Origin of the sequence: Novosphingobium kaempferiae (assembly GCF_021227995.1) — a bacterium.
In the GTDB taxonomy this organism is placed as follows: domain Bacteria; phylum Pseudomonadota; class Alphaproteobacteria; order Sphingomonadales; family Sphingomonadaceae; genus Novosphingobium; species Novosphingobium kaempferiae.
Window position 1 is genome coordinate 2,294,204 of the sequence record NZ_CP089301.1, and the last position, 22,308, is coordinate 2,316,511.

23 protein-coding genes are annotated in these 22,308 nt (G+C 67.1%); 8 read left to right on the forward strand and 15 right to left on the reverse strand.

Features of this window, described 5'->3' with window-relative positions:
• Window positions 1-10: 10 nt before the first annotated feature.
• Window positions 11-199, reverse strand: a complete 189-nt coding sequence (locus LO787_RS10400) for a hypothetical protein (RefSeq protein ID WP_232495760.1) — start codon at window positions 197-199, stop codon at window positions 11-13.
• A gap of 184 nt (window positions 200-383) precedes the next feature.
• Between LO787_RS10400 and LO787_RS10405 the strand changes: the two genes are divergently transcribed.
• Window positions 384-1,070 (forward strand): DUF2490 domain-containing protein, encoded by a 687-nt coding sequence (locus LO787_RS10405; RefSeq protein WP_232495761.1) that lies wholly within the window; start codon window positions 384-386, stop codon window positions 1,068-1,070.
• 140 nt (window positions 1,071-1,210) lie between these two features.
• Here LO787_RS10405 and LO787_RS10410 read toward each other — a convergent pair whose 3' ends face one another.
• The gene (locus LO787_RS10410; RefSeq protein ID WP_232495762.1) at window positions 1,211-2,476 is read right to left on the reverse strand and encodes an amidohydrolase family protein; all 1,266 of its coding nucleotides are present in this window, start codon (window positions 2,474-2,476) and stop codon (window positions 1,211-1,213) included.
• Between the two features lie 191 nt (window positions 2,477-2,667).
• Here LO787_RS10410 and LO787_RS10415 point away from each other — a divergent pair, with 191 nt between their 5' ends.
• Entirely contained in the window at window positions 2,668-3,957 is a 1,290-nt protein-coding gene (locus tag LO787_RS10415) for a cytochrome P450 (protein ID WP_232495763.1), read from the forward strand.
• Window positions 3,958-4,073: 116 nt separating this feature from the next.
• Here LO787_RS10415 and LO787_RS10420 read toward each other — a convergent pair whose 3' ends face one another.
• The 6 genes from LO787_RS10420 to ykgO form a co-directional block, all read right to left on the reverse strand.
• On the reverse strand, window positions 4,074-4,838 hold the full coding sequence (locus LO787_RS10420) for a proteasome-type protease (protein ID WP_232495764.1): 765 nt from the start codon (window positions 4,836-4,838) through the stop codon (window positions 4,074-4,076).
• 101 nt (window positions 4,839-4,939) lie between these two features.
• On the reverse strand, window positions 4,940-5,800 hold the full coding sequence (locus LO787_RS10425) for a transglutaminase family protein (RefSeq protein WP_232495765.1): 861 nt from the start codon (window positions 5,798-5,800) through the stop codon (window positions 4,940-4,942).
• A gap of 125 nt (window positions 5,801-5,925) precedes the next feature.
• A complete protein-coding gene (locus tag LO787_RS10430) occupies window positions 5,926-6,873 on the reverse strand; it encodes an alpha-E domain-containing protein (protein WP_232495766.1) in 948 nt (315 codons plus the stop codon).
• A gap of 16 nt (window positions 6,874-6,889) precedes the next feature.
• Complete coding sequence (locus LO787_RS10435; protein WP_232495767.1) at window positions 6,890-8,329, reverse strand: circularly permuted type 2 ATP-grasp protein; 1,440 nt, start codon at window positions 8,327-8,329, stop codon at window positions 6,890-6,892.
• Window positions 8,330-8,560: 231 nt separating this feature from the next.
• The gene (locus LO787_RS10440; RefSeq protein ID WP_232495768.1) at window positions 8,561-9,220 is read right to left on the reverse strand and encodes an HAD-IA family hydrolase; all 660 of its coding nucleotides are present in this window, start codon (window positions 9,218-9,220) and stop codon (window positions 8,561-8,563) included.
• 88 nt (window positions 9,221-9,308) lie between these two features.
• Complete coding sequence (gene ykgO / locus LO787_RS10445; protein WP_003046794.1) at window positions 9,309-9,434, reverse strand: type B 50S ribosomal protein L36; 126 nt, start codon at window positions 9,432-9,434, stop codon at window positions 9,309-9,311.
• Window positions 9,435-9,641: 207 nt separating this feature from the next.
• Here ykgO and LO787_RS10450 point away from each other — a divergent pair, with 207 nt between their 5' ends.
• The 3 genes from LO787_RS10450 to LO787_RS10460 all read left to right on the forward strand — a co-directional run bounded on the left by LO787_RS10450 (window position 9,642) and on the right by LO787_RS10460 (window position 12,290).
• Window positions 9,642-10,388, forward strand: a complete 747-nt coding sequence (locus LO787_RS10450; protein WP_232495769.1) for a DUF4136 domain-containing protein — start codon at window positions 9,642-9,644, stop codon at window positions 10,386-10,388.
• A gap of 157 nt (window positions 10,389-10,545) precedes the next feature.
• Window positions 10,546-11,151: a DUF4136 domain-containing protein gene (locus tag LO787_RS10455; RefSeq protein ID WP_232495770.1), complete on the forward strand. Its 606-nt coding sequence runs from the start codon at window positions 10,546-10,548 to the stop codon at window positions 11,149-11,151.
• Window positions 11,148-12,290: a M14 family metallopeptidase gene (locus LO787_RS10460; protein ID WP_232495771.1), complete on the forward strand. Its 1,143-nt coding sequence runs from the start codon at window positions 11,148-11,150 to the stop codon at window positions 12,288-12,290. Before LO787_RS10455 ends, LO787_RS10460 begins: the two co-directional genes overlap by 4 nt.
• On the opposite strand, the gene LO787_RS10465 is transcribed toward LO787_RS10460, so the two are convergent.
• The 5 genes from LO787_RS10465 to LO787_RS10485 all read right to left on the reverse strand — a co-directional run bounded on the left by LO787_RS10465 (window position 12,287) and on the right by LO787_RS10485 (window position 16,130).
• Complete coding sequence (locus LO787_RS10465; protein ID WP_232495772.1) at window positions 12,287-13,420, reverse strand: acyltransferase family protein; 1,134 nt, start codon at window positions 13,418-13,420, stop codon at window positions 12,287-12,289. The genes LO787_RS10460 and LO787_RS10465 overlap by 4 nt on opposite strands.
• Before the next feature lie 109 nt (window positions 13,421-13,529).
• On the reverse strand, window positions 13,530-14,141 hold the full coding sequence (locus LO787_RS10470) for an RBBP9/YdeN family alpha/beta hydrolase (protein WP_232495773.1): 612 nt from the start codon (window positions 14,139-14,141) through the stop codon (window positions 13,530-13,532).
• Between the two features lie 354 nt (window positions 14,142-14,495).
• Window positions 14,496-14,924, reverse strand: a complete 429-nt coding sequence (locus LO787_RS10475; protein ID WP_232495774.1) for a cytidine deaminase — start codon at window positions 14,922-14,924, stop codon at window positions 14,496-14,498.
• Window positions 14,921-15,592 carry a glycoside hydrolase family 25 protein gene (locus tag LO787_RS10480; RefSeq protein WP_232496293.1) on the reverse strand — a complete coding sequence of 224 codons (672 nt, stop codon included), beginning with the start codon at window positions 15,590-15,592 and terminating at the stop codon, window positions 14,921-14,923. Before LO787_RS10480 ends, LO787_RS10475 begins: the two co-directional genes overlap by 4 nt.
• 55 nt (window positions 15,593-15,647) lie before the next feature.
• Window positions 15,648-16,130: a UPF0262 family protein gene (locus LO787_RS10485; protein ID WP_232495775.1), complete on the reverse strand. Its 483-nt coding sequence runs from the start codon at window positions 16,128-16,130 to the stop codon at window positions 15,648-15,650.
• A gap of 158 nt (window positions 16,131-16,288) precedes the next feature.
• On the opposite strand from LO787_RS10485, the gene LO787_RS10490 reads away from it, so the two are divergent.
• Window positions 16,289-17,803, forward strand: coding sequence for a replicative DNA helicase (locus tag LO787_RS10490; RefSeq protein ID WP_232495776.1), 1,515 nt, complete (start codon window positions 16,289-16,291; stop codon window positions 17,801-17,803).
• On the forward strand, window positions 17,804-18,544 hold the full coding sequence (locus tag LO787_RS10495) for an SDR family NAD(P)-dependent oxidoreductase (protein ID WP_232495777.1): 741 nt from the start codon (window positions 17,804-17,806) through the stop codon (window positions 18,542-18,544).
• Between the two features lie 27 nt (window positions 18,545-18,571).
• On the opposite strand, the gene LO787_RS10500 is transcribed toward LO787_RS10495, so the two are convergent.
• Window positions 18,572-19,087: a GNAT family N-acetyltransferase gene (locus LO787_RS10500; RefSeq protein ID WP_232495778.1), complete on the reverse strand. Its 516-nt coding sequence runs from the start codon at window positions 19,085-19,087 to the stop codon at window positions 18,572-18,574.
• Window positions 19,069-20,238 carry an aminotransferase gene (locus LO787_RS10505; RefSeq protein ID WP_232495779.1) on the reverse strand — a complete coding sequence of 390 codons (1,170 nt, stop codon included), beginning with the start codon at window positions 20,236-20,238 and terminating at the stop codon, window positions 19,069-19,071. Before LO787_RS10505 ends, LO787_RS10500 begins: the two co-directional genes overlap by 19 nt.
• Before the next feature lie 175 nt (window positions 20,239-20,413).
• On the opposite strand from LO787_RS10505, the gene LO787_RS10510 reads away from it, so the two are divergent.
• A complete protein-coding gene (locus tag LO787_RS10510) occupies window positions 20,414-22,234 on the forward strand; it encodes a hydantoinase B/oxoprolinase family protein (RefSeq protein WP_232495780.1) in 1,821 nt (606 codons plus the stop codon).
• Window positions 22,235-22,308: the final 74 nt, after the last annotated feature.

Genomic DNA, 22,308 nt, shown 5'->3' on the forward strand with positions numbered 1-22,308 from the left:
TTACGGAGCCTCAGGTCTCCGGAAACGAGAGTGTATGGTTCAGCCGCTCCATCACCTCTTCGAGCGGCTCGACCACCGTCACCGAGCGGCCCTCGCCGAAACGGATGCGGGTGCCTTCGGAAACCTGCGAAATGAACGTGACCTGCGAGGCGTTGACGGCGGTTGCGGTGCGGTCTGCCCCGGTGAACTTCACGAACATGGATCACCTCTCCTGCTTGTTATTGGAAGGGGAGACTAGGACGCGTTCGCGCCGTGCGATAGAGTGTTCTCGACAGGTCGCGGTGGATCATTTTCGACACAAGACCTGACGTTGCAGCAACGGAACGGACACGTTCCAGCCATATCGCATCGGCGCCCTGCCTGCCATTACACTCAAGGATCGCATGACCTTTCGCCCTGCCCTCCTCGCCGCCGCTGCAACCTTCGCCTTCGCAACCGGCGCGCACGCCGAGACGACGCACGACGAGCAGGCCTGGGTCAACCTGACGGCGATGGGGCCGATCTCGGGCGACGTGGTCTATTTCGCCGAGCTCCAGCCGCGCGTGGGCGATGGCATCTCGCGCCTCGACGCCCTGCTGCTGCGCGGCGCGGTGGGAGTGAAGCTCTCGCCGAAGGTCACGCTGTACCAGGGCTACGCCCATGTCATCACGCCGGTGGACGGCGGGCGCGACATCAACGAGGAGCGCAGCTTCCAGCAGCTCAACGTCGCGCTCGGCAAGCCTTTCGGCGGCGAACTGTCCTCGCGCACGCGGCTCGAACAGCGCTGGCGCTCGAACGGCAGCGACATGGGCTGGCGCCTGCGCGAGATGCTCCGCTACGAGCACCCGCTCAAGCAGGGCAGCGACGCGGTGAACGCGCTCGTCTACGCCGAGGGCTTCGTGGCGTTCAACGACACCGACTGGGGCGCGCGTGCGGGCTTCGACCAGCTGCGCAGCTTCGTCGGCGCGGAAGTGGGCCTGCCGGGTGCATCGACGCTGGAACTGGGCTACCTCAACCAGACCATCGACCAGACGCGCGGACGCACGCGGATGAACCACGTCGCGTCGATCACGCTGTTTTATCGGCATTGATAGTTCCTCCCCGAGCTTGTCTCGGGGAGGGGGACCGCCGCGAAGCGGTGGTGGAGGGGGAGAGCTCAGCCAGTTCCCCCTCCGTCAGCCCTAACGGGCTGCCACCTCCCCGAGCGAGCTCGGGGAGGAATTTGGGCGGCTCAGAACGGCAGGTTGTACAGCCGCACCGCGTTGTCCTGCAGCACCTTCTTGCGCGTGGCGTGGTCGTAGCCGCCCAGCACGTCCTTCAGGTGCTCCTGCACGCCCGGATAGAGCGAGGTGGGGTGCGGGAAGTCGGTCTCGAACATCACGTTGTCGACGCCGATGATCTCCAGCAGGTACTTGGGCGCGATCTTCTCGAACCAGAAGGTGCAGAAGAAGTGGTCGCGGAAGTAGTCCCAGGGCTGCTTGCGGAGCACGTCGCGCATGATCGGCAGCATCTCGCGGAACTGGTGTTCCAGCGCCTCGACCGCGAAGGGCACCCAGCCCGCGCCGCTCTCGATGAGGCCGATCTTGAGGCCGGGGTGACGGTCGAGGCGGCCCGAGACCATCCAGTTGCCGAGCGTCGCCGCGTTGCCGATGGAGAACATCGTCGCCACCACCGACAGCGTCTGCTCGAACTTGAAGCCTTCCCAGGTCAGCGTGTTCGGGTCGATCGCCGCATTGAGGTGGAAGTTGAGCGGCATGCCGGTGGCGTCGCACATCTCCAGGAACGGGGTCCAGTAGTCATGGTTGAAGCTGGGCACGCCGACGCGCTCGGGCGTGTCGGGCAGGACGAAGCCCTTGAGACCGATGTCGTGGCAGCGCTTCGCCTCGGCTTCCAGCGCCTTCTGGTCCCAGAACGGCAGGTGCGCCATGTTGAAGATGCGCTGGCCGGACGTCTCCTGGAACTCGGCCGAGGCGTCGTTGTAGATCTGGATGACCTTGAGCGCGAGGTCGAGATCGCCGAGGCTCATCAGCGAGCCTGCCTGCGTCACGCCCGAGTTCTGGAAGCAGATCTGCGCGTGGACGCCCATGTCGTCCATCGCCTGAAGGCGCGCCTTCAGTTCATGGCCGCCGGGGTGCGCCTGCTCCAGCTTGGGGAAGGCGAGGCGGCCGAGCAGCTTGTTGTTGTCGGCGCGGATGACGTTGCCGCCCAGCGTGCCGAAGTCCCGGTCGCCCACGAACCAGCGGTCGGTGCCGTTGACCCGCTCCACGCGCGGCATCTTGTCCTTCCAGCCCGCCGGGGCGCGGCTGGTGAACAGGTCCGGCGCCTCGGTGATGTGGGTGTCGGTGTCGACGATCTTGATGCCCTCGAACATCGGATCGAGCCCGCGCGACTGCGAGGCGTAGTCCACCTCGCGGATTACGCCGCCCTCGGTATATCCTTCCGCCGACCAGTACTTGCGGGCGTTCGCCGCCATCTCCTGGGTGTCAGACTCGGCCATCACTCAATCTCCCGAAAAACAATTGCCTCTCGTTTCGCAATCGGGCCGGGCTGAGACAATCGCGCAGGGCAACGCCGGGACGATGACTGGCGTTGCGGGGCGCGAGACGGCGGGATTGCGTGGTTCGTCTCGCTTGCGGCCCTCTTGTTGGGGAGCGGCCGTCCGGGCATCTATTCGTCCGGGAGACGAACATGCCACAATCGCGAACGCTTGACGACATCCGCGTGGACTTCGATGCGCCGGACAACGTGCCGAAGGACCGCATCGTCGACCTTTCGTTCGCCAACGGCAGCGAGCCCAACGACCTCGTCGATCCCTACGAGCCCTTCGCTTGGCTGAATGGCGAGGATATCCCGCGCCTGCTCTTCAACCCACCCGCGCGTTACGGGCTCGGCGCGATATCGGGACGGCAGCAGGGCAACTGGGTGGTGTCGCACTATGCCGACATCGAGCGGGTCTATACCGATAACGAGCACTTCTCGAACGCCGGGACCGCCGAATTCCAGCGCCTGATCGGGGAGACGTTCAAGTCCATCCCGCTGGCCATCGACCCGCCGGACCACCAGAAGTACCGGCTCTACCTGATGCCCTACTTCAGCCCCGCGCGGATCACCCGCGAGCTGGAACCGCGCATCCGCGAGGTCGTCGTCGAGATGATCGATGCGGTCGCCGACAAGGGCGAGGTCGACATGGCCTGGGACTTCGCGCGGGTCTACCCGGTGCGCATCTTCATGGGCCTGATGGGCTTTCCCGCGCCGATGTTCGAGCAGTTCCTCGACTGGGAGTGGGACATCCTGCACTCCGGCTCGCTGGAGAAGATGCAGGCAGCGCTGCGCGGCGTGCTCGACTTCCTGCGCGGCTTCATCGCCGAGAAGGAGCGCGAGCCCGACGAGCACCTCGTCTCCGCCATCGTCCACGGCAGGATAGAGGGCCGCGCACCGACCGACGACGAGAAGATCGGCATGGTCTGGTTCCTCTGGCTCGGCGGGCTGGACACCGTGGCGGCGACGATCGCGCAGATGTTCCGCCGCATGGCCCTCCAGCCCGAAATCCAGCGCACGATCCGCGAGCGGCCGGAACTCATCAACGGGGCGGTGGAGGAATTCCTGCGCACCCAGCCGATCCTCTCCTCCGCGCGGACCGCGACGAAGGACTTCGAATGGCACGGCATTCAGGTGCGCGCGGGCGACTCGTTCCAGTGCCTCAACCCGGCGGGCAACTTCGACCCCGCGCAGTTCACCGACCCGCGCACCTTCGATCCGGAGCGCAAGGCCAACCGGCACTTCACCTTCGTTGGCGGCGTCCACATCTGCCTCGGCGCGCACCTCGCGCGGCGGGAACTGCGGCTGCTGCTGGAGGAATGGTTCAGGCGCGTGCCCGAGTTCAGGCCGAAGCCGGGCGCGGATACATCGGTGTTTCCGGGGCTGCTGTCGATCCGCAACCTGCCGCTGGTGTGGGATACCGCGTCGTCCCGGACCTGATCCGGGACGACGATGCCCTCAAAGTTCGTCATTGCGAGCGTAGCGAAGCAATCCAGCGCGGCCTGAGGTTGCCTTGGATTGCTTCGCTACGCTCGCAACGACGAATGGTAACGGTATTACCCCGAAACTTCCTTCAGCGCCGGGTCCATCCGATAGTCCGGCAGCCCGTCGAGGGCATTGCGCAGCGCCTCGCTCCAGCTTGTCGAGACCGAGCGGAAATACGCATCCGAAGCGTCGATCCGCCGCTCATGCCGCGGGGTGAACTGGTCCCGCTCGATCACCAGCAGGTCGAGCGGCAGGCCGACCGAGAGGTTGGCCTTGAGCGTCGAGTCGAACGAGACCGTCAGCAGCTTCACCGCGCTCTCGAAGCTCATGTCGCGCTCATAGCCGCGGATCAGGATCGGGCGGCCGTACTTGGTCTCGCCGATCTGGAAGAAGGGCGTGTCGAAGCTCGCCTCGATGAAGTTGCCTTCGGGGTAGATCAGGAACAGCCGCGGTTCCATGCCCTTGATCTGGCCCGCCACGATCATCGAGGCGCTGAAGGTGCCCGCTGCCGCGTTCTGGCCGTTGTCGGCGGCGCGTTCCTCGATGATGTCCTGCAGCAGATTGCCCACGATCGAGGCGACCTTGAACATCGTCGGCGCTTCGAGCAGCGAGTTGTGCCGCTCCGACGGGGCCTTGTTACGCTCCTCAAGCTGGCTGATGACCGACTGCGTGGTGGCGAGGTTGCCCGCGGTCATGACCGTGATGATGCGCTCACCGGGGATCTCCCAGTGGTACATCTTGCGGAAGGTCGAGATGTTGTCGACGCCCGAATTGGTGCGCGTGTCGCTCATCAGGACGAGCCCGCGATCGAGCATCATGCCGACGCAATAAGTCATGGTACCTTACTTAACCCCGTGCAAACCCGTTGTTCCGAGCCCCCCGGCCCGGTGCGACTTAGGTGCCCCCACCCGACGATGCAACCGCCCTATACGAACGTTCAGCCGCCCTGCGCCTGTGTGCCACCGGAGCCGGACTGCTGCTGCTGCATTCCTACCCGATTCTCGTCTACCGATAAATGAACGTCGAGCCGGGTTTCCCCCGCCCCCATCGCGATGCCGGTGACGGGCGCCGCTTCCGAATAGTCGCAGCCCGTCGCCACGCGAATGTAGCGCTCGTCCGGGCAGATCGCGTTGGAGACGTCGAACCCGACCCAGCCGAGCCCGGGAACGTGCGCTTCGGCCCAGCCGTGCCCGGCCTCCTGCTCCACCCGGTCGTCCATCCTCAGATAGCCGCCGACGTAGCGCATCGGCACGTCGAGCATCCGCCCCGCCGCGATGAAGATATGCGCGTGGTCCTGGCAGACGCCCTTGCCCGCCGCCAGCGCCTGCTCCGCCGTGGTGTGCGCATCGGTGGTGCCGGGAACATACTCCACCTGCTCGCCGATCACGCGGCACAGGGTATGGAGGTAGCCCAGCATGTCGGTGCGGTCGGCCTCGATCCCGGCCAGAAGCTGACGGACCTTCGTACCGGGCCTGGTCAGCTTGGTCGGCCGCAGGAAGCACCACAGCGGCATCAACCCGAAGTTCGGGCCGACGACGCCGTTGTTGTCGACCGTGCGCACCGTGCCCTCGCACGTCACGACGACCTCGGGCACGCCCGGCTCGATGGAGACGAGGTCGACGTGGTTCATGTGCTGGTCTTCGTAGGACGCCTGCGGCGCCGCTCCGGCCAGCGTCATGTTCCACTCGACCACTTCCTGCCCGTGCGTGGACTTGGGCTTGAGGCGCAGGCGCTGGAGGCCGTGCGTCACCTGATCGGCGAAGATGTAGCGCGTGGTATGCTTGACGGTCAGGAGCATGGCTGTTCCCCACGGATCGTCATCGCGAGGACCGCAGGTCCGCGGCGATCCGGAGCCGCACCGCGTTGCCCGTGGATTGCTTCGCTACGCTCGCAATGACGAAGTGATAGTGACACAGCCAGATCCTATTCGCTGAACCGGTAATCGGCGGCGATGGCGCTGCTGATCTCGATGGTCTTGCCGATGAAGTCCTGCAGGAATTCGTGCAGCCCGGTCTCGAAGATGTCCTCGATCGTGGTCTGGTGCAGCTTCGCTCCCGCATTGCGCAGCAGTTCGTGCGCCGGAACCTCGTGCCCGTATTCCTTGGCGAGCCCCGCCATGTTGCTGCGGATCTTGTCGTAGGAGAACATCAGGCTGCGCGGGAACTGGCCGTCGAGGATGAGGAACCGGGCGATCCCGCGGGGGTCCATGGACCCTGCGTTGAGCCACGAATAGGCGCGGTTGCCCGCGACCGAGCGCAGCAGCGTGTCCCACTGCACGTTGTCGAGGCTGGAGCCAACCCACGCCGCCGAGGGTAACAGCACGTAGTACTTCACGTCGAGGATGCGCGCGGTGTTGTCCGCCCGCTCGATGAAGGTGCCGATGCGCGAGAAGTTGAACACCTCGTTGCGCAGCATCGTGCCTTCCAGCGCGCCGCGCACCAGCGTGCCGGTTCGGCGGATCTGCATAAGCACTTCGCCGAGGTTGGTTTCCCGCACCGGTCGCGCGAGCAGTTCGCGCAAGTGCATCCAGCCCTCGTTGGTGGTTTCCCACACGGCATTGGTCAGGCTGGTGCGGACCACGCGGGCATTGGTGCGCGCATTCTCCACCATCGCGAGGACGGAGCCGGGGTTGTCCTTCTCGCGCAGCAGGTAGTTGAACACCTGCGGCCCGGTGAATTCCGAATGCGTGCGCTGGTAGTCCTCCAACTGGCCGGTGGTGGTGAGGACCGATTTCCATTCCTCGTCCTGCGACTGGCGGCTGCCGCGCGTGAGGGCGAGGTGGAAGCCCACGTCGATCAGGCGCGCGGTGTTCTCCGCCCGCTCGAGGTAGCGGCTCATCCAGTAGACGCCGTTGGCTGCACGTCCGAGCATCAGTTGGTCACCCCGCTCATTCGTCCAGCACCCAGCTGTCCTTGGTGCCGCCCCCTTGCGAGGAATTGACCACCAGCGATCCTTTCTTGAGCGCCACGCGGGTCAGCCCGCCGGGCGTGATGTCGATGCCGTCGGGTGAGACGAGCACGAAGGGGCGAAGGTCGACGTGCCGGGGAGCGAGGCCCTCCTTGGTGAAGATCGGCACGGTCGAGAGCGAGAGCGTGGGCTGGGCGATGTAGTTGCCCGGCTTGGCGCGCAGCTTGGCCTCGAACTCGGCGATCTCCTTCTTGGAGGAAGTCGGGCCGATCAGCATGCCGTAGCCGCCCGAACCGTGGACTTCCTTGACGACGAGGTCGGCAAGGTTGTCGAGCACGTAGCCCAGCGAATCCGCCTCCGAGCAGCGCCAGGTCGGCACGTTCTGGAGGATCGGCTTCTCGCCGGTGTAGAACTCGACGATCTCGGGCATGTAGCTGTAGATCGCCTTGTCGTCGGCGATGCCGGTGCCCGGCGCATTGGCGATGGTGACGCCGCCCGAACGGTAGACATCGAAGATGCCCGCAACGCCCAGCACCGAGTTCGGATTGAAGGTCAGCGGGTCGAGGTAATCGTCGTCCACGCGGCGGTAGATGACGTCGATCGCCTTGTACCCGGTGGTCGTGCGCATGCACACGCGCCCGTCCATGACGCGCAGGTCGCTGCCCTCGACCAGTTCCGCGCCCATCTGGTCGGCGAGGAAGGCGTGCTCGAAATAGGCGGAATTGTAGATGCCCGGCGTCAGCACCGCGACGACCGGCCGCTTGCTGCCACCCTTGTATGCGGCGGGGGCGCAGGCCCGCAAGCTACGGGCGAGGCGGCGCGGATAGTCGGAGACGGGGCGCACCGGAACCTTGGTGAACAGTTCCGGGAACATCGCCATCATCGTCTCGCGGTTCTCCAACATGTAGGAGACGCCGGAAGGGGTGCGGGCGTTGTCTTCCAGCACCATGAAGTCGTCGGGGCCGGTGCGGACGAGGTCGATGCCGACGATGTGGGTGTAGACCCCGCCGGGCGGCGTGAAGCCGATCATCTGCGTCAGGAACGCCTCGTTGTTGCGAAGCGCCTCGATCGGCAGGCGGCCGGAGCGGATGATCTCCTGCCGGTGGTAGAGATCCTGCAGGAAGGCGTTGATCGCCCGCACCCGCTGCTCGATCCCGCGCGTCAGCTTGCGCCATTCGCGCGCGGTGATGATCCGCGGGATCATGTCGAAGGGGATCAGGCGTTCCTCGCCCGCGTCATCCCCGTAGACGTTGAAGGTGATGCCGATGCGGCGGAAGAAGCGTTCCGCCTCGGCGTCCTGACGGCGCAGCCAAGTGGTGTCCTGACCGTCGAACCATTGGCGGAATTCTTCGTAAGCGGGACGAACGGAGCCGTCCGCATTGAGCATCTCGTCGAAGTTCTTGCTGCCCGCAGTCGCCATTGTGACTCCCTGTTGACCGATTGATGCAACAGGAATCGGGACTTGCCAAGCAGTCTCGCTGCAACTGCGAAAGAAAATTAACCGAACGCTGAAATGCGGGAAACCGGAGCGTTTCGGTCATCAATGCGGCGTCGTCCCGGACTTGATCCGGGACCGCTGGCAGTGACCAACCCACTCTTCGGCAGGGCACTGGCGGACGGCGCGCACCTAAAGACCACCACCGGTCCCGGATCAAGTCCGGGACGACGCCAGCAGCCCACGCTCCGTCAGGTCCGCCCGCAGCGCGTCGGCATCGGCGAAGTGATGCACCTGCCAGCCAAGGTCGCGCGCGGCGGCGATGTTGGCGGCGTTGTCGTCGATGAACAGCATCGCCTCCGGCGCATGGCCGAAGCGGCGCGCGGCGAGGTCGAAGATGCGCGCGTCGGGCTTGAGCAGCTTCTCGTCGCCCGAAACGACGATGTCGCCGAACAGGTCGAACAGCGGTTCACCGGCGCGGAACTCGTGCCAGAAGGTGCTGGCGAAGTTGGTGATCGCGAACAGCGGCACGCCGCGCGCCGACAGTTCGCGCACGATCTCGTGGCTGCCGGGGACGTTGCCGGGGATGGTCTCGCCAAAGCGCGTGGCGTAGGCGTCGAGCAGGTCGTCGTGGCCGGGAAACTCGGCCTTGCGGGCGGCGACCATCTCGGCGAGGTCGCGCCCGCCGTCGTGCTCGAAATGCCAGTCCTGCGTGACGACGTTGGCCATGAACCAGTCGAGCCGCGCGGGATCGTCGATCAGCCTGGCGAAGAGCAGGCGCATGTCCCACTCGACCAGCACCTTGCCGACATCGAAGACGACGGCGGAAACCGGAGTCGCAATTTCACGGCCAGGATTTTCACGAACGGCAGACATGACAAGACCCCCGCGGTCGGCGGGGGCCTCATGCACGCGACGAAACCGTCCGCCTGTCATCGCCCGCTACGAAAGCGGGCGTACAGGATCAGCCCTGGCGGGCCTTGAAGCGACGGTTGGTCTTGTTGATGACGTAGGTGCGGCCGCGACGACGGATCACGCGGTTGTCCCGGTGACGGTCCTTGAGCGACTTCAGGCTGTTGCGAATCTTCATGGTCTATCTCGTCCGTGTCGTCTTGGCGGTTACCGACCGCCGGAAATTCGAAGTGGCGCCGTTAAGGGCAGTGCCCGCCAAAGTCAAGCACGACGGGGCGTTGCGGCCCTGCAGCGCAGCACTTATGTTTCGTTCATCGCCGGGCAACTTGCTGCCCCCATAACGTCACATTCGGGCGCGACACCACCGATTTCGGACTGAACCATCATGAAAATCCTCAAAGGCGCTGCTTTTGCCGCCGCTACGGCAGCCGTTCTGCTCGCCTCCACGGCGCAGGCCCAATGGGGACCGAGCTGGGGTCCGGGCTGGCGCGGCGGCTACGGACGCCCCGGCTGGGGAGGCTCGATGCTCGATTCGCCGAGCACTTCCAGCCCGTCCCGCAGCAGGGATTCGCGCGAAGGCCGCGTTGAGGTCACCCGATTCGTTTCGAAGGACGCCGAAGCGGCGGAACTCGGCCACGGCCCCGTCTCGGTGGAATCCGAATCGGGCGACGGCCCTTGGGTCGCTGCCAGCGCCCGCCGCACTTACGAGGCTGCCATCATCGATGCGCTGGTGGGCGCGGGCTACGATACGCTCCACCCCGACACGCCGCAGCCGCAAGTCACCAAGCTGCGCATCTCCCGCCAGGTGCTCACCCCTGCCGAAGAAAAGCGCAATCCCGTCAGCGGCACCGCCGCGATGGAAGTGGGCACTTACGGGCAGGCCTATGGCCTCGGCATTAACGTGGATCTCTCCAAGCCGCGCTCCGCGCTCGTCTCCACCCGCCTCGACGCGCAGATCGTCGACCGGGCCAGCGGCAAGGTGCTGTGGGAAGGCTACGCCACCATCGCCACGCGCGAAGGCGACGACAAGTGGCCCGACGGCATGATCGCCACCAAGCTTGCAGGCGCGCTGTTCGACAACTTCCCCAAGGCCGACACGATCGCCCCCGACGGAGTCGGCCGCGCCGGCTGACGGATGGGGCATCGCCCCTCCGGCAAACTCGGGATGGACGCAGCTTCCGGAACTTCGCCGGGCATTTGCGGGTTTTACCCTCAGGCTGAGCTTGTCGAAGCCCCTTCGGCGGTGCACTGACCTCAGGATCACGACGGCCGGAGAGGAACCAAGACCCATGCGCACGCTGACCGCCCTTCTTCCCCTCACCGCAGCGCTCGCCCTGTCTGCCTGCGTCGCGCCGGTCGGCCCGGTGGAAGTGACGCGCTTCCATGCCCCCGACACAACGCGCATCGGTCGCGGCACGATCCGCGTCGAGCCCGCGCAGGGTCAGGCCGACAGCCTCGAATTCCGCACTTATGCCGCCGCCGTTGCGCGCGAACTGACCCGCATCGGCTATACCGAGCCGCTCCCCGGCCAGAGCGGCAGCGCGCAGGTCGCCCTGCTGACGCTGGAGCGCAACACCTACCAGCCGCAGCGCGAGCGCGGCCCGGTATCGGTCGGCGTCGGCGGAGGCACCGGCGGCTACGGTTCGGGCGTGGGCCTCGGCATCGGCTTCGACCTCTCGGGCAAGCCCAAGGAGCAGGTCGAGACGCGCGTCTTCGTCTCCATCCGCGAGCGCGCCGCCCCGCCGACGGCCACCGCCCTGTGGGAAGGGCGCGCCGCCTTCGTCGTGCGCGGCGATTCGCCGCTCGCACAGGCCCCGCTCGGCTCGGCGAAAGTTGCCGAAGCGCTGTTCAAGGGGTTCCCGGGGCAGTCGGGCGAAACTATTCAGGTGAAATGACCGACATCCAGATCACCGCCTCGTTCGACTCCGGCAACATCGAAGTCCTCTCCGTCAACGGCGCGGAAGCGCACCTCGCGATCCGCAAGGACCACGAATCGGACTTCTTCCAGTGGTTCCACTTCCGCGTCTCTGGCGCGGGCGGGCGCGAACTGACGCTGCACATCACCGGCCTCAACGGTTCCGCCTACCCGATGGGCTGGCCGAACTACGACGCCGTGGTGTCCGAGGACCGCGAATACTGGGGCCGCGCCGCCAGCGCCTTCGACGAGGGGCGCGACGGCGGCACCCTGACGATCCGCTACAAGCCCGAAGGCGAACTGGCGTGGTTCGCCTACTTCGCGCCCTATTCGATGGAGCGCCACCACGACCTCGTCTCCAGCATCGCGCTGGCCGAGGGCGTCACTCACCGCTCGCTCGGGCTGACGCTGGACGGCCAGGCGGTCGACTGCCTGGAAATGGGCAGCGGCGCGGTGCAGGTGTGGCTCTATGCCCGCCAGCATCCCGGCGAATCGATGGCAGAGTGGTGGATGGAAGGCGCGCTCGAACTGCTCGCCGATCCGGCCGATTCGGTGGGCCGCGAACTGCGCAAGCGCTGCCGCATCCATGTCGTGCCCAATGCCAACCCGGACGGCTCGCGCCGTGGCCACCTGCGCACCAACGCCGTCGGCGTGAACCTCAACCGCGAATGGCATGAGCCGACGGCGGAGAAGTCCCCTGAAGTGCTGGCGATCCGCAACGCGATGGACGCGACCGGCGTCGACTTCGCCATGGACGTCCACGGCGACGAGGCGATCCCGGCGGTGTTCCTTGCCGGGTTCGAGGGCATTCCCTCGCTGAAGGAAGAGCAGCAGGCAGGCTACACCCGCTACGCCACGCTGCTGGAGCGCCGCACGCCGGACTTCCAGACCAAGCTGGGCTACCCCCTCACCCGCCCCGGCAAGGGCAACCTGACGATGTCCACCAACCAGCTGGCGGAGCGCTTCGGCGCGGTGTCGATGACGCTGGAAATGCCCTTCAAGGACCACAACCCTGCCGCCGACAAGCGCCAGGGCTGGAGCCCGGAACGCTCGACGCAGCTGGGCCGCGACTGCATGGGCGCGCTGCTGGAGTGGCTGGTGGAGCGCGAAAGCGCCTAAGCCGGCTGCATCCCGGGAGCCGGAGCCCGTTCGCGCAGGGCGCGGGGCTTCGGCTTGCCGACGAACCACTTCTCGACGAGGTTCCAGCTCGCCACCCCCGCCAGCAGCGAGAGGGCGAGGCAGGTCACGACATAGGCCGCGAAGGGCAGGTGGACGCTGGCCTTGAGCATCTGCTGGATCGGGAAGCCGTAGAGGTAGACGCCGTAGGAAAAGTCCCCGAAACGCGCGGCATCGGGCAGTTCGATGCGGCTGTAGGCGACGTAGAACACCGCATAGGTGATCGCGAAGGGGAACAGGATGTCGAAGGCGATCCGCGACCCCTCGCCGAACTGCGCGCTCGCCACCAGAGCGCCCAGCAGCAGTGTCAGTAACCACGCACTGCGCGGCACCAGGGCGCCACAGAACCACACCAGAACGCCACCGAGGAAGCACGGAGCGAGCGAGAGCCACGCGTAAGGCCAGCCGAACACCGCCTCCACCAGACCGCCACCGGGTTGCTTGCCGACGATGTCGAGCAGCCCCTTGCCCGCGATCGCGCCGAGCATCGCCGCCAGCACCATCCACGGGCGGCGCAGCAGTCCGAGCAGCCCCAGCACCGCCAGCCCGATGTAGCACCAGGCCTCGAACTTGATGCTCCACAGCGCGCCGTTGACGGCGGGGTTCGGATTGGCCGCGAAGGCGTCGGCGCCGGGGATCCTGCCGTCGAGCGTGATCGCGCGCCATGCCCAGTCGAGCACGGCATGGGGCGTCACCAGCCCGAACCCCGCCGTCGCATAGAGCGGCACGACGACGAGGCTGCACAGCGCCGTCGCGGCGATGAAGCCCGGATAGATACGCCGCGCCCGTTTCGCGAAGTAATCCCCCGGGCTGCGGCTCGCGTGCCAGCTCTGCGCGATCAGGAAACCGCTGACGATGAAGAACACCCGCACCGCAAGGCTGCCCGCGTTGTGGAAGCCCGCGAAGAGCAGCGACACCGGCTCGCGCTCCTCGCTGCCGAGGTAGAGCGCGAAGCTGTGCGACCAGATCACCGCCAGCGCCATCGTCAGGCGGATGCCGTTGAAGTGGTTGATCCGCGCCTCTGCCGGATCGGCAGGGACGAGGACGAGGGAACTTGCGGCGGTCGGGGTCACGGCGGCTCCGGCATGGGGAGGAGGCGCTGCGAGGCTATCACTCGCGGCGCCTGCCCAGCATCACGGGAACCCGGACCGGAGAAGCGGAGCGGAAAAAGCGGGAGGCGGTTCAGAGCCCCGCGAAATGACGGGGTGCCCCCGATTCGACCCGACGCGCTTCGCCGGCGGACGGCTCCAGCCCCAGCAGCGGGCGCAACAGTTCGCGGCCCTGCGCCCAATCGCCACGCAGGTCTGCGGTGACGGGGGTGCTGCCCCAGTCGGTCGCGAGCCGCACCGCCGCGCGGCGCTCCGCCGCCGGGACTTCGGGATCGCTCACGAGGTAGGACAGGAACGGCAGCCGGTTGCGCGGGCAGGCGCCGAAGCGCGCCAGTCGCGCGTCCGCGCCGGGAAGGTCGACGTTGGGCGGGCTGACGATCAGCGCGCCGAGCACCGGGCTTTCCGCCCCGATCGCCTCGAACTCCACCCACCACGCCAGCGCCAGCGCGGCGATGTCGTCGGTCACGATCACCACCGGCCGGTCGGCGCGCAGGATCGCGAGGTTCAGCTTGTTGACCCAGGTGTTGCGGTGCGGCTCGTCCCAGAGGCCAAGCTCCACCACGCGGCAGTGCTCGCTCCACTGCGCCCAGCGGTTCATCCAGTGACCCGGCGCCAGCGGCGTTCCGGGGACGAGCAGGACCAGCGGGGTCACGTCCTGCGAGGGGGAATTGCGAAGCACTGCCATGGGAATCTCCTTAGGTTCGAGCTTCCGCCGGTCGACTCCATGCCGGTTCCGACTGCCTGAGAGAATATCTCAACTCAAAAGATAGACAATAGGCCTTGCGATGCGCCGTGCGATCCGTTCGTCGTTCCGGGCCTGACCCGGAAGCGGGCGGCTATCTCCAGATGATCGCCTCAACCAATCCGTCATCCCCGCGAAGGCGGGGACCCAACTGATGCCGGTGCAACAGGAGCCGTCAGGAGATGGGTTCCCGCCTTCGCGGGAATGACGATGCAGGGATTCAGGTGATGCTGAGTAAGTGCGGCTATGGCGGCCGTCCCGGCCAGCGGTCCCGGATCAAGTCCGGGACGACGGGTTTCAACCGAGGTTGGCGGGACCGAATGCGTGGGGCAGCAATTCGGACAAGCGCGTTTCCAGCACGCCCTCGGCGCCGTCGCACCAGACCACCGGGTCGGTGCCGCCGAGCTGCGCGATCTCGTTGAGCACCTGACGGCAGCGCCCGCAGGGCGTCACCTGCGGTCCCTCGCCCGGAGCGCCCGGCGCGCCTCCAGTGACGGCGACGGCCTCCAGCTTCGGCCGCTCGCCCTTCGCCAGAATGCCCGAGACGGCGACCGTCTCGGCGCAGAGCGACAGGCCGTAGCTGGCGTTCTCGACGTTCGCGCCAGTCACGACGGTGCCGTCGGAAAGCAGCAGCGCCGCGCCGACGTGGAAGTTGGAATAGGGCGCATAGGCGCCGCCGGCGGCCTTGCGGGCAGCGGCCATCAGGGAATCTCGGGTCTCGGTCATGGCAGCACGACTACCCAGCGCAGCCCCCCTTGCGCAACCTCGTTGGCAAGCGCGTGGTTGGCCGTCCACATCGTCCACGGCCGCCCGGCATAGCCCGGCTCCACGCGGTCCTGCACCAGCCACAGGTTGCGGTCGAGCTTGTGCGCGATGGCGTAGCGGGACTGGAACGCGGGCGTGACCTTGAGGATCACCGGCTTGCCCGCGTGAGTCTCGACCTGGTTGAGGAAGGTCATCAGCTCGCTCTCGACACGCGCGTCGCTGACCTTCACCGGGCAGTTGTCCGCCGCCATGTCCAGTTCGACCGCGGGCGGCAGCAGCTTGGCGTCGCGCGGCACCGTCGTCACGAAGTTCGCCGCCTGCGTCCCGGCGGGCTGGCAGGGATCGTAGCGGTGGAGCGCGCCCACCTGCATCCCCGCCGCCTTGGCGGCCTCGAAATTGTCGACGAAGTTCGGATCGCGCGCGAAAGCGCTGGCGCTCGCGTCGATATAGGCGAAGTCCGCGCCGATGGCCTTGAGCGACTTCCAGCTGACCTCGCCGTCGTCCGAGCCGATCTCGACGCCCTGCAGCGGATAGACCGCGCGGTCGGGCGTCCAGTGGCGCAAGTGCCACCAGCCCCATGCACCCGCCACGATCGCCGCCAGCAGCAGCGCCCCCAGCGCCTGCCACATCAACCGCCTGCCGCCGAAACCGGCAGCCTTCCCCTTGCGCGCCACGTTTGCCCCCTCAGCCGCGGATATGCAGGACGCAGATCAGCGTGAACAGCCGCCGCGCGGTGGCGTGGTCTGTCTCGACCTTGCCCGCGAGCCGCTCCAGTAGCAGTTCCGAGGCCTCGTTGTGGATCGCTCGGCGCGCCATGTCGATGGTCTCGATCTCCTGCGCGGTGGCCTTGCGAATCGCCTGGTAATAGCTTTCGCAGATCGCGAAATACTCGCGGATCGGCCGCCGGAATCGCGCCAGGCCAAGCACCAGCGTCTCCAGCGGCGCGCCGTCCTCTGCGGTGATTTCCAGCGAAAGCCGCCCGTCGCGCACTGACAGGCGCAGGCGGTAAGGCCCTTCGTTCCCCGCCTCCATCGAGCGTAAGGGATTGAAGACATTGTCTTCTATCAGGTCGAAGATGGCGATCCGGCGTTCCTGTTCGATATCCGCGTTGCGCCACAGGATGGTCGCATCGTCGAGTTCGATGTGAGAGATGCGCGGGTCCGCCATGATCGATCGGCCTTTACGCGGTTGCGGCATGGACGGGCAAGTGGGCTTTGGTTCGGGGCGGTGGCAGTCTGGTTATCGGGCATTCCACAAGCTGTGGATTAATATCCCCTGCCACCCCGCTTGCCCGATCCGGCCCGGCGGAGCATGGTCCCGCGCTTATGGTCCAGCCTGTAGCCCTTGCCCGCGCCGATGGCGCGGAAGTCCGCACCCTGCCCGCCAACGTCGAGGCGGAAGCCGCGTTCCTGGGCGCGGTCCTCATCGACAACCGCGTGATCGAGGAACTGCAGACCCCGCTGACCCCGCAGCACTTCTTCGAACCCGTCCACGCCCGCGTCTACGAGCGGATTCTCCAGCTTCTCGACCGCAAGGCAGTGGTCACGCCGGTCACCCTGCGCCCCTATTTCGAGGCGGACGAATCGCTCAAGGCGCTGGGCGGCGTCGCCTACCTCGCGCGACTCACCGCCGACGGACAGGGCCTGCTCGCCCCGCGCGAACTGGCAGAGCAGATCTACGACCTCGCCCTGCTGCGCGAACTGATCTCGGTCGGCCGCAACCTGGTCGAGAGCGCGATGGATACCTCCGAATCGGTCGAGCCGATGGAGCAGATCGAGCAGGCCGAGGCTGCGCTCTACAAGGTCGCCGAAGGCGCCGCGACGCAGAGCGAGGCGCAGAGCTTCGGCTCGGCCACGCGCGTCGCGATCCAGGCGATCGAGAAGGCGTTCAATTCGGGCGGCCACATCTCGGGCAAGACCACCGGCCTGACCTCGGTCAACCAGAAGATCGGTGGCCTCCACGATTCCGACCTTATCATCCTTGCCGGCCGTCCGGGCATGGGCAAGACCTCGCTCGTCACCAACATCGCGTTCAACACGGCACAGCGTTACGTCGACGACACCGTGCGCGACGGCATGCCGCATGAGAAGTCGGTGGGCGCGCCGGTGGCCTTCTTCAGCCTCGAAATGAGCGCCGACCAGCTGGCGACGCGTATCCTTGCCGAGCAGTCGAACATCAGTTCCGAAGCGCTGCGCATGGGCAAGATCAGCCGCGAGGATTTCCAGTCGCTGTCGTTCGCCAGCCAGCGCCTCGCCGAACTGCCGCTGTTCATCGACGATACGCCGGGCCTCACCATCGCGGGCCTGCGCACGCGCGCACGGCGCCTCAAGCGCCGCCACAACATCGGCCTCGTCATCATCGACTACCTGCAGCTCCTGACCGGATCGGGCCGCGCCACCGACAACCGCGTGAATGAGATTTCCGAAATCTCGCGCGGGTTGAAGACGCTGGCGAAGGAACTGAGCGTGCCGGTGATCGCGCTCTCGCAGCTGTCCCGTGCGGTGGAATCGCGCGACGACAAGCGGCCGATGCTCTCCGACCTTCGCGAATCGGGCTCGATCGAGCAGGACGCCGACATGGTCTGGTTCGTATTCCGCGAAGACTACTACGTGAAGGCGACCGAACCGAAGTTCCCGAGCGACACCGATGGCATCGACGTCAAGGACAAGTGGGAAACCTGGCGCGCGAAGATGGAGGAGGTCACCGGCCTTTCCGAACTCATCATCGCCAAGCAGCGCCACGGCGCCACCGGCAAGGTCCGCCTGCGCTTCGAGGCGCGCATCACCAAGTTCTCCGACCTCGCGCCCGACGACATGCGCGCCGCGTTCGAGAGCGACTGATTGTCCGACGGCCGCGTCCTCCTGATTGCCGGGGGATCCGGCTCGATCGGCGGCGCGATCGCCCGCCTTGCGCTGGAGCAGGGCTGGAAGGTCGCGCTGCACGGGCGCAACGCCGAGAAATTGCAGGACGTGGTGGTCGACCTGTCCGACTTCGGCATGGTCGACAGCTTCGCGGCGGACATCCGCGAGGATGACGCCGCCGAGGCGCTGGTGGCTGAAGTGGCCGAGCAGTTCGGCCGCATCGATGCGGTGATCGACTGCACGGCAACCGGCCCGCAGGGCATCACCGGCCTGTTCCCCGGCACCTCGCCCGAAGTCTTCGGCGAGTTCCTGTCCGTCTCGGTCGGCTGGGTCGAGCGGCTCGCCCATGCCGCCTACGAGATGCTGGCGCAGCAGGGCGGCACGCTGATCGCCTTCGTCTCCGACGCCGGGATCTACGCCGCCCCGCGCCAGACCCTGATCGGCGCGGCGCGGGCGGGGACCATCGGCTTCATCCGCAACTTCGCCGTCGAAGCCGCCCGCGACGGCATCCGCGCCCACGTCATCTCGCCCAGCTTCGTCGAAGGCAGCGAAAGCGCGCGGCGCCTGGGCTCCGAACGCATGGCCAAGGCAGCGAAGCGCGCCGGCCTCGGCCTGCCGGTCGCGGAGGACATCGCACCGCTGGCGCTGTTCCTTTGCAGCGACGGTGCAAGGCGGATCACCGGACAGGTCATCAGCGTGAACGGCGGGCTGAATGCGTGAGTCTCGTCTTCCGGGAAGACGATTCTCTCAAACCTCGCGCACCATGTAGCGCGCGTCCGGGCCGTAACTCGCCAGCTTGCGTGTCAGCGCCTCGTCCGGGGCGACGGGCTCGAAACCCATGCCCTGCCAGAACGCGGCGGTATCGTTGACCGAAACCAGCGCGATCCGCCGCGCGCCCATCTCGCCGAGATCCGCCTCCACGCGCTCCACGATCGGCCGCGCATGGCCCTCCCCGCGCATGTCGGGATGGAGCGCAAGGTCGTGGAGGTAGAACGCTTCCCGCGCCTCAGGCACCGCACCGAGCGCCGAATTCAGCGGCGGCACCGCGCCGTCGGGCCAGGGATAGGCGATACAATAGCCCTTCACCTCCGCACCCGAGGCCAGCGTAAAGCAGCCTTGCGGGAACAGAGCCAGCCGCTCCTCGAAACAGGCGCGCGCCTCGAAATGCTCGGGGAAGCAGGCCGCTGCCACCGCGACGACGCCGTCGATGTCCTGTTCCCGCATCGGTCGCCAGTCGAAGCCGCTCACAGCCCGCGCACCCATGCGCCGAGCCGCGCCAGAGCCTCGTCGAGCACCGCGTCCGGCTTGGTGAAGCAGAGCCGCACGATATGCGTCGGCGCGCCCTCGCCTTCGTAGAGCGCGCTGACCGGCACTGTCGCCACGCCAGCCTCGCGCAGCGCACGTTCGCTGAAATCGCGGTCGGTCAGGGCGACGCCCGAAGCGGCGAGGTCGACGCACAGGAACCACGTCGCCGCATTGGGCAGCACGACGAGCCCCGCTCCCTCCAGCCCGGCCTTGAGCCTTGCCCGCGATGCGGCCCAACCCGCGTGCAGGTCGGCCAGCACATCGGCCATGCCCAGCCCCTCTGCCACCGCCCACTGCAGCGGCACGGCGCTGGTGAAGGTGAGGAACTGGTGGACCCGCCCCAGCGCCGTCGCCAGATTCCCGCGCGCCGCTATCCAGCCGATCTTCCACCCGGTCAGCCCGAAGATCTTGCCCGCCGAGCCGATCTTGACCGTCCGTTCCGCCATGCCGTCGCATACCATGAGCGAGCGATGCGCCACGCCGTCGAAGCGCACCTGCTCCCACACCTCGTCGCAGATCGCGACCAGATCGTGCACCACGCAGATGCGCGCGATGGCGTCGAGTTCCTCGGCGCTCGCCACCGTCCCGGCCGGGTTGAGCGGATCGTTGAGCATGATCGCCCGCGTGCGCGGCGTCACCGCCGCCTCGATCGTCGCCGGATCGTAGCGGAAGTGCGGCGGCTCCAGCAGCACCGAAACCGGCACGCCGCCCGCACGGCGCACCATCGGCGCATAGGCGTCGTAGGCGGGCTGGAACAGGATCACCTCGTCACCCGGCGACACCAGTGCGAGGACGGCGGCGGCGATCGCCTCGGTCGCGCCGGAGGTGACGATGACCTCCGCGGGCGAAAGCGCCAGCCCCTGCGTGCGCGCGTAGTGCACGCAGACCGCGTCGCGCAGTTCCATGAGGCCGGTGCTCGGCGGGTACTGGTTCGACTTTTCGTACAGCGCCCGCGCTGCCGCATCGAGCAACGGTTGCGGGGCGGGGCCGTCCGGGAAGCCCTGCCCGAGATTGATCGCCCCCGTCTCCCGCGCCAGCGCCGACATCCGCTCGAACACGGTGGTGCCCATTTCGGCATAGACGGGGTGGATGCGCGGCAGGGACTTCATCGCGGGGTAGTCGCTCCTTCGGGTGGAAGGCGGGGTTAGAGCAAGTTGTGGGAGGTGGGAACCCGCCCGGAGCTTACCCCGCTTTCGCATTCTGCACGGCCATCGGCGCGCGCTGTCGAGAAGCCTACCCCGGCCCCGGCTTATCCCAAAATCACCGGGAAGAGGGAATGCAGGCATGTCCTACGAATTGAACCGCAAGCTGGCGGCCCGCCGCGCCCCGCTGCCGACCACGGCGAACGTCGATCAGGTCACCGCCGACATCATCCGCGGCGCCTTCGAGACGGTCTGCTTCGAAAGCGCCACCTACCTCGGCCGCGCCGCCTCCAGCCCGATCATCAACCAGTCGAACGAGCGCAATGCCGCCATCGTCGATGCGCATGGCCGCCTCGCCATGGGCGCGGTGGGCACGCCGCACCTTACCTTCGTCAACCAGATGGAGACGCGCTGGGGGCTGATGAACCAGGAGCGCTACGACTGGGGGCCGGGCGACGTCTTCCTCGCCAACGATCCCGACCACGGGGGCGGCCACCTGCCCGATTACTGCGTCTACGGCCCGGTCTACGACGCGAACGGCGAACTGATCTGCATCCAGACGCTGCAGGCACATCAGGGCGACACCGGGGGCAAGGATCCCGGCGGCTTCTCGCTCGATGCGACCGATGTGTTCACCGAGGGCGTGATCTACCCCTGCCTCAAGCTCGTCCACCGGGGCGAACTGCGGCGCGACGTGTTCGACACGGTGGTGCGCAACAACCGCTTCGCGACTTTCGCCGGAGACATCGCGGCGATGATCGGCGGGGTCCAGCATGCGGTGCGGATGCTCGACGATCTGGTCGGCAAATGGGGCGCGGAAGTCATCAAGGCGGCGATCAACCAGTCGATCGAGCACACCGAAAGGCGCGTGCGCGAGGAAGTGGCGAAGTGGCCCGACGGCGCCTATCCCGCCACTGTCTTCATCGACCACGACACGGCGGGCACGAAGGACGTGAAAGTCCACGTCACCTGCACCGTCGCCGGGGATCAGCTGACGGTAGACCTCACCGGCACCGACGACCGGCCCGAACTCGTCGGCGTGTGGAACACCTTCGCCAACACCCGCAGCTACGTGATGTGCCAGGTCGTCGCCGCGATGGACCCGACGATCGTCAAGAACGAGGGCTATTTCGACGCGGTGGACATCGTCGTGCCCGAGGGCTGCATCGCCCAGCCGCCGCCGAACAAGCCCGCCGCGCTTGGCTCTTTCCACCCGGCCTGCGAGATCACCGAGGCGGTGTGCATCGCCTTGTCGAACGTCGCGCCGGAGCGCGCGCAGCCGCAGCTCTACAAGATCGGCATGCCCAACATGGTGGTCGGCTTCGACGATGCGGGCATGATGTGGATGGACCAGGGGGTCGACTGCCGCTCGATGGATGTCGGCGCGGTGGAGGGGCTCGACGGCTGGGGTTCGTGCCCCAGCGCGCTCGGCAGCCTGATCCTGTCCGAAGCGGAGGACGCCGAGAGCCGCTTCCCGATCCTCAACATCAGCCGCGAGATGACCACCGACGGCGGCGGCGCGGGGCAGTGGCGCGGCGCGCCGGGCTCGCTCAACGTCAAGCAGGTGCTCAAGCCCACGTCGGCGATGGCGTGGATGGTCTCGGCCGCGCATCCGCTCAGCGGCATGTGCGGCGGTGATGACGCGATCCCCTACACCAACCGTTTCGAGGTCGGTTCGGCCAACGAACGGCGCATCGAGCATACCGCGCAGGACCTGCTGCCCGAAGGCGCGGTGATCGCCTACCAGCACGGCGGCGGCGGCGGTTTCGGCCTTGCCCTGCGGCGCGATCCCGAGGCGGTGAAGGAGGATGTGCTCGACGAATATGTCAGCATTTCCGCAGCGAGGGCGAAGTACGGCGTGGTGCTGACGGGGCGCCTCGACGACTATTCGCTGGCGGTGGACCTTGCTGCCACCGAGGCGCTGCGGGCGGAGATGAGCGCGGCACTGGAAGCGGCGGAATAGCGCCGTTTTCGGCCACTTGCAGGCATGGCGACGGGGAAAGGTGCGCGACAGATCGCACCGGAGGAAAAGGCACT